Source organism: Lutibacter sp., assembly GCF_040883305.1.
Lineage (GTDB): Bacteria > Bacteroidota > Bacteroidia > Flavobacteriales > Flavobacteriaceae > Lutibacter.
Genome location: NZ_JBFLKT010000057.1, coordinates 1 through 6556, shown reverse-complemented (window position 1 = coordinate 6556; position 6556 = coordinate 1). Strand labels below are relative to the sequence as shown.

The 6556-nt window shown below is 28.4% G+C and carries 6 protein-coding genes and 1 pseudogene; 4 read left to right on the top strand and 3 right to left on the bottom strand.

Going from position 1 to position 6556, the window contains the following annotated elements; all coding sequences use genetic code 11:
- Window positions 1-173, bottom strand: a pseudogene (locus AB1Z17_RS01720) (hypothetical protein); the annotation flags it as partial.
- A 77-nt stretch (window positions 174-250) separates the two neighbouring features.
- On the opposite strand from AB1Z17_RS01720, the gene AB1Z17_RS01715 reads away from it, so the two are divergent.
- From AB1Z17_RS01715 to AB1Z17_RS01700, 4 genes are all read left to right on the top strand, one after another.
- Window positions 251-679: a PaaI family thioesterase gene (locus tag AB1Z17_RS01715; RefSeq protein ID WP_368050064.1), complete on the top strand. Its 429-nt coding sequence runs from the start codon at window positions 251-253 to the stop codon at window positions 677-679.
- Between the two features lie 32 nt (window positions 680-711).
- Window positions 712-1785 (top strand): isochorismate synthase, encoded by a 1074-nt coding sequence (locus AB1Z17_RS01710; RefSeq protein WP_368050063.1) that lies wholly within the window; start codon window positions 712-714, stop codon window positions 1783-1785.
- 261 nt (window positions 1786-2046) lie between these two features.
- A complete protein-coding gene (gene menD / locus AB1Z17_RS01705) occupies window positions 2047-3711 on the top strand; it encodes a 2-succinyl-5-enolpyruvyl-6-hydroxy-3-cyclohexene-1-carboxylic-acid synthase (RefSeq protein ID WP_368050062.1) in 1665 nt (554 codons plus the stop codon).
- 7 nt (window positions 3712-3718) lie between these two features.
- On the top strand, window positions 3719-4132 hold the full coding sequence (locus tag AB1Z17_RS01700; RefSeq protein WP_368050061.1) for a DNA-binding protein: 414 nt from the start codon (window positions 3719-3721) through the stop codon (window positions 4130-4132).
- Window positions 4133-4196: 64 nt separating this feature from the next.
- On the opposite strand, the gene AB1Z17_RS01695 is transcribed toward AB1Z17_RS01700, so the two are convergent.
- Both AB1Z17_RS01695 and AB1Z17_RS01690 read right to left on the bottom strand, forming a co-directional pair.
- On the bottom strand, window positions 4197-5354 hold the full coding sequence (locus AB1Z17_RS01695) for a C1 family peptidase (protein WP_368050060.1): 1158 nt from the start codon (window positions 5352-5354) through the stop codon (window positions 4197-4199).
- A 3-nt stretch (window positions 5355-5357) separates the two neighbouring features.
- A partial coding sequence (locus AB1Z17_RS01690) for an alpha/beta hydrolase (RefSeq protein WP_368050059.1) occupies window positions 5358-6556 on the bottom strand: 1199 nt, incomplete at its 5' end.

Sequence of the window (6556 nt, the reverse complement as noted above, 5' to 3'; positions counted from 1 at the left end):
CCTTGTTCCCAAGTTTCATCGGTTAGATAAAAAGAGGCCATTTCTTGTCCTTTAAATCCGAATGATTTTGCTATTGTTAAATGCAATTCTTCTAAATTAATAGCTTCATTTACAATAATGTCTCTAAAAACATCTTGCTCAACATCTAATATTACTCTAATTTTATACGCCATTTTATACGGTACAATTTATTTGCAAAGGTAGTATTTAAAGTTTTAATTCTTATTTTTACCAATCTAATTTTTTAAATATGAATACTAAAGAAGAAGCTCTAAATAAGTTAAAAGTTTTAAATAAGATGTGCGAAAACACTTTAAATGAAACTCTAAACATAAAATATATTGATTTAGGTGAAGATTTTTTAGTTGCAAGAATGCCTGTAGATTCAAGAGTTCACCAGCCAGATGGAATTTTAAATGGTGGAGCAACTATGGCTTTGGCAGAAAGTGTTGGGAGTCCAACCTCAATGCTAGCAATTGATATGGATAAATATAGTGTGCGCGGTATTGAATTTTCTGCAAATCATTTACGTAGTGTTAAAAAAGGATTTGTTACTGCAACTGCAAAAATTATTCATAAAGGAAAAACAATACATTTGGTTGAAATTAAAGTTGAAGACGATAGAGGTAGAGTTATTTCTATTTGTAAAATAACCAATTATATTTTAGCAAAAAGATAAAAATAAGAATAGTTACTATACCCATTTAATTAATGAATTTAAGCTGTAATATTGATACTTTTTTTGAGAAAGTTAGTGAAATGTACAACACTAATTTACCTTTTGTTGTTTTTAGAAAACCAAACGACACAAAAATTACTGCATTGTGTCAAAATTCATCAGTGCTTTATGTGTTAAAATCGTTTGAAGAATCAGGTTTTATTTTTTCGCCTTTTAATAAAAACGAATCTAAAATACTATTTCCTTTTAATTACTGTGATAAAATTTTTGCGGCTGTAGAAAAGGATTTCAACGTTACTGAAATAGAATCAGGATTTAAAGTTGATGAAAACCCAGAAGCTAAGAAACAGCACATATCTATAGTACAAAATGCTATAGATTTTATAAATACGAATCAAGCAAAAAAAATTGTTTTATCTAGAAAAGAGAAGGTTTCTTGTAATGCAATTGAAGTATTTGATGTGCTAAAAAAAATGCTGAATAATTATAAAAATGCATTTGTTTACGTTTGGTTTCATCCAAAGGTTGGTTTATGGATGGGAGCAACACCTGAGCGTTTAATAAGTATTGATAAACAGCTTAATTTAAAAACAATGGCACTGGCAGGAACACAAAAATTTAATGAAACGTTGCAAGTAGAATGGCAAGAAAAAGAATTGCTGGAGCAACAATATGTAACAGATTATATTTTAGAAAATATAAAAGATAAAACTACCAAAATTGAAACCAAAGGTCCTTATACGGTAAAAGCTGGAAGTTTATTGCATTTACGGACAGATATTTCTGCAAATTTAAAAGCATCAAACTTATTGGGTAATTTAATTAATTCTTTGCATCCAACACCTGCTATTTGTGGGATTCCTCAAAATATAGCAACAGATTTTATTTTGAAACATGAAAACTATAACAGGGTATTTTATTCGGGTTATTTAGGAGAATTAAATATAAATAATACTACCAATTTATTTGTAAACTTAAGGTGCATGAAAATTAAAGAAAATAAGGCAACACTCTATATTGGAGGTGGTATTACAACTAAAAGTATCGCAGAAAATGAATGGAATGAGACTGTTGCAAAGGCAGAAATTATGAAGCGAGTTTTGTAAAACATGAAATACTAAATTTAAAGTAAATTGCACAACAATAAAAGTTTAAACATGTCGTGGGGTAACATTTTATAACAATTTCCATCAATTAATTTCAAATAATCCAACTAAAAATTTAGCATTTCCTTGTTTTATAACTGAAAGTTACAATTAGCCAACTCAATTTATAATGATAACAATCAGGAATGTATCTTGTTTAATTTCATAAAATATCACAATAACTTTATGTACCTTTGCACTTTTAAAAATTCTAAAAATTAAATGCCACAATTTCCTAAAAACGAATTGGCTCAAATTGTTATAGCATCTTGTATTGCGAATGGAGTTGCACATGTTGTAATTTCTCCAGGTTCTAGAAATGCGCCGTTAACTATAGGTTTTACAAATTCCTCTGCTATAAAAACGTATAGTATTGTAGATGAGCGTTGTGCGGCATTTTTTGCAATGGGTATTGCGCAACAATTACAAAAACCAGTTGCAATTGTTTGTACTTCGGGTTCTGCGCTTTTAAATTATTATCCAGCAATTGCCGAAGCTTTCTATAGTAATATTCCGTTGGTTGTTATTTCGGCAGACAGACCAGCGCATTTAATTGATATTGGTGATGGACAAACAATACGTCAGGAGCACGTATTTGAAAATCATATTTTAGCGTCTATTAGTTTAAATGAAGACTTAAATATTGACGGTTCTATTAAAGAAATGATTGATGAAACTATAAAAATTTCATTCCAACAAAAAGGACCTGTTCATATAAATGTACCTTTTGATGAGCCTTTGTATGAAACAACACATAAATTAACTCATTTTGTACCAATTTTAAACGATTTGGAAGAAATTCCATTAGATGTAGATTATTTAGAAAAATTTGCAACAATTTGGAATACATCAAAAAGAAAAATGGTGTTGGTAGGTGCTAATTACCCAAGTGATTTGTTACAAATTCAATTAGAACATTTGACTAAAGATCCATCGGTGCTAGTATTGATAGAAAATACTGCAAATGTTTCAAATTCAAAATTTATTAATAGTATAGATAAATTAATTTTTCCGTTGGAAGATGATGATTTATCACACTTTCAACCAGATATTTTATTAAGTTTAGGAGGTTTAATTGTTTCAAAAAAAATTAAACAGCATCTTAGAAAATTAAAGCCGAAACATCATTGGCATATAGATTCTATAAGGGCGTTTGACACCTTTTTTAGTTTAAATAATCATTTTAAAATTTCACCAGAATTATTTTTTAGTCAGTTTTTCTTTTTAACCAAACCATTAGAGAGTGATTATCAAGAATTTTGGCTTCAAAAAAAGTCAAAACGTTTAAAAAAACATCAAAAGTTTATAGCTGATTGTAAGTTTTCAGATTTAAAAGTAATTGATACCGTTTTAAAATCTATTCCAACAAATTCACAATTGCAAATTGGCAATAGTTCAATAATACGATATACCCAATTATTTGATATTAATAAAACGCTACCTGTCTTTTGCAATAGAGGAACCAGTGGAATTGATGGAAGCACAAGTACTGCTATTGGAGCTGCAACTGCCGTAAAAGAAAATACAGTTTTTATTACAGGAGATATTAGTTTTTTTTATGATAGCAATGCATTATGGAATAAGTATATTCCGAAAAATTTCAGAATTATTTTAATTAATAATAATGGAGGAGGAATTTTTAGATTTATTCCCGGACCAAAAGAATCCAGTGCATTAGATTATTTTGAAGCACCACATAATTTAACCGCAGAACATTTATGTAAAATGTATAATTTTAATTATGCCACTGCTGCCAATGAAGACGAATTAAAAAAGGAACTTAACGGTTTTTATAATGAATGTGAAAATCCTAAATTATTAGAGATTTTTACACCAAGAGAAGAAAACGATTTAATATTAAAAGCATATTTCAACAATTTAAAATAAAAATATTATGGATTTAAAAGTAGGAGAAAAAGTAGATTTAATTGTTGTAAGAAATATAGCAATAGGATTTACAGTTTTAGTAAATGAAGAATTTGAAGGAATGCTTTATAAAAATGAACTGTACCAAAAAATTGAAGAAGGTCAGAAATTAGTTGGATTTATAAAGAAGATACGTGATGATGAAAAGCTAGATATTAGTTTGCAGGCGGTTGGTTTTAAGCATACGATTGTTAAAAATGAAATTGCAATTTTAAATGCTTTAAGGAAAAATGACGGGTTTTTAGCACTGCACGATAAAAGTGACCCAAATGATATAAAACATCAATTAGGAATGAGTAAAAAGGCGTTTAAAAGCGCTATTGGAGGTTTGTTTCGTCAAAAATTAATTGTTATTTCTGAAGAAGGAATAAAGTTTGTATAATTATATATTTAACAAAAAAGCGTACTAAAATATATTTTAGTACGCTTCTTTGTTTACAAGAATGTTATATTTTCAATCCACTTTTTAAGTCGGTACCTAATGCACTTTTATGGACTAAAACAGAAATTGTTTTAAGTCTGAAAAATGCTTTACTCATATAGATATAGCCATTGTTTCCAATTTTTTCACCAGTATTTCCCCAAGAGTTTTTTACTTTGTAATATTCAGTACCATTTTGATCTTTTACCACACCTACAATATGCATTAAATGATCGTCGGTTGTATTATAATTTTCAAATTCTTGTTGTCTAAATTCTGGAGTAATTGTATTTTCTTCAACAATATAAGTCAAACATTTTTCTTGTTCATCTAATTTTTTTGGAACTATAGCAACACCAAATTTTGAAGAAAATGTTTTTTCAGAAACGTCGCAATCTAATGCAACAGTATAGCCTTGTTTTAAGGCATTGTCCGTTTCTAAAACCAATGCATCTAAAGTAATGTTATAAAAAATTCCGTTAGAAAAATTATCAGGAATATTTAGTACAAAACTTGAATTATAAGGTTGGTGTTTAAATGAAGTTAAAGTAACATAATCTGATGCTTGTATGTTGGTTTTTTTTAAAAAAGTATGAGGATCATATGTTATCCCTTCATAATAAAAATCTTCAGGAATTTTACCTAAATGAACATCTAAAATAGAATCTACCGAAGCTCTCCAGTTTGGATAAGGACCATCTTTGTCATTTTTAATATACGCATCTAAAACAACTTTTAACTCAGGAACTATTTTAGAATGGTCGTGTTTTATGGCATCATTTTGAAGTCCAGAATAAGCACTTTCAGGAACCAAACCATTTTTAGCAATTGAGTTAAAAACATCGTGTGCTAAACCGCCTTCACTAAATTGAATTTTACCTTGGCGCATAACATAATTCCAAGCTTTATTAATGTAAGTGTATCTAACATTATACATTTCAGAAATATCAATCATTTCACCTGAAGTTCTGTAGATTTCAGATTCTAAAAAAGAAGAAGCTGCATAGCTCCAACAAGTTCCGGTGTTGCCTTGACTTTTTACAGCAGAAGCTTCAATATCTATAATTGGAGTAAATTCGTATTTTTGTTCAGTTGGTAATTTTATGTTTACAACATTGTCTTCTTGAGCATAAAAAAATGTAGTTGTAACTAGAAGAATTAGTGATAAATAAATGTTTCTCATAAGTTAATTATTTGGGTTTTGTTCAATATACATACCATCTCTTTTTTGAAGTACGCGTTCAATATTTTCATAATATCCATCGGAATTTGGATCTCCTTCAGGTAATTTCATATAGCCATTTTTGTAATATCTTAAAGCCATTTTATATTTTTTTCCAGTTTCGTAATAACGTCCAATATAATAGTCTCCAATGGGTGATTCTTTATATAATTTATTAATCATTTCACCAAAGTTTTTTAAATAATCTCCATTTTCTTTATCTAAAATAATGGCTTCTACGGCAAAGATATCCTTTTCTCTAATTTTTAGGTTACTTCCAAAAAGATATTCTATTTCTACATATTTATTTTCTAAATATGCAATCGCATCTGCAGGAGAGAGATTTTTAATATTGTTTTCAAATTCATCTTCAGAAATAGATGAATACATTTCAAAAATAGAGGCTAAAGCACTTGGAATAGACTGTCCGATTGCAGCAATTTTAGAACTGTTTTTAAAAGCATCGTATTTATATTTAAATTTAACATTATTTACACCATTTAAAATAGTGTCTGTATCTTTAATAATTTTGTCTTTTTCTACTGTATTATCTTTATTATTTGAAACATAATAGTATATGATTTCGTCTTTTAAACTAGTTGCTTTTTGGTGTAATAAAACAGGAATATCTAATGCGTAATACGGACTTATATTTATAAATGCATTAAAAGTAGGATATTGCTCAATTAAAAAATAATTGGTAAAATTTGCAGTTAAAGTATTGCCTACTATGGTTTTAAAAGGTGAAATTCGGTAATTTTCTTCTAAATAATCGATTAATTCAATTTTAATAAATTGATAAAACGCATCACCCTCTTGTGTAGGGAAACTATTTTCCTTTTGATAGGAACAATCCTCATATCTTTCTCCGTTGTAATTCTGGTTGATACCTACAATAATTTGCTCTGGTGCTTTGTCTTTGGAAGCAAATAAAATGGAATTTCCTACATACACATCAAACAAGTATTCTGCATCAAAAACTATTGTTAACGGATATTGTTTAGAGGTTTCGGAAGTATAACTAGGTGGAACATAAATTTTTAAATAGCGATCGTTTTGCAAGATCTCCGAATTAAACTTTTTAGTTTCAATATTTTGAGAAAAAAGGATTGTACTACTTAAGATTATTAAAATTGATAAAAGAATTTTTTTCATGTGTCTTT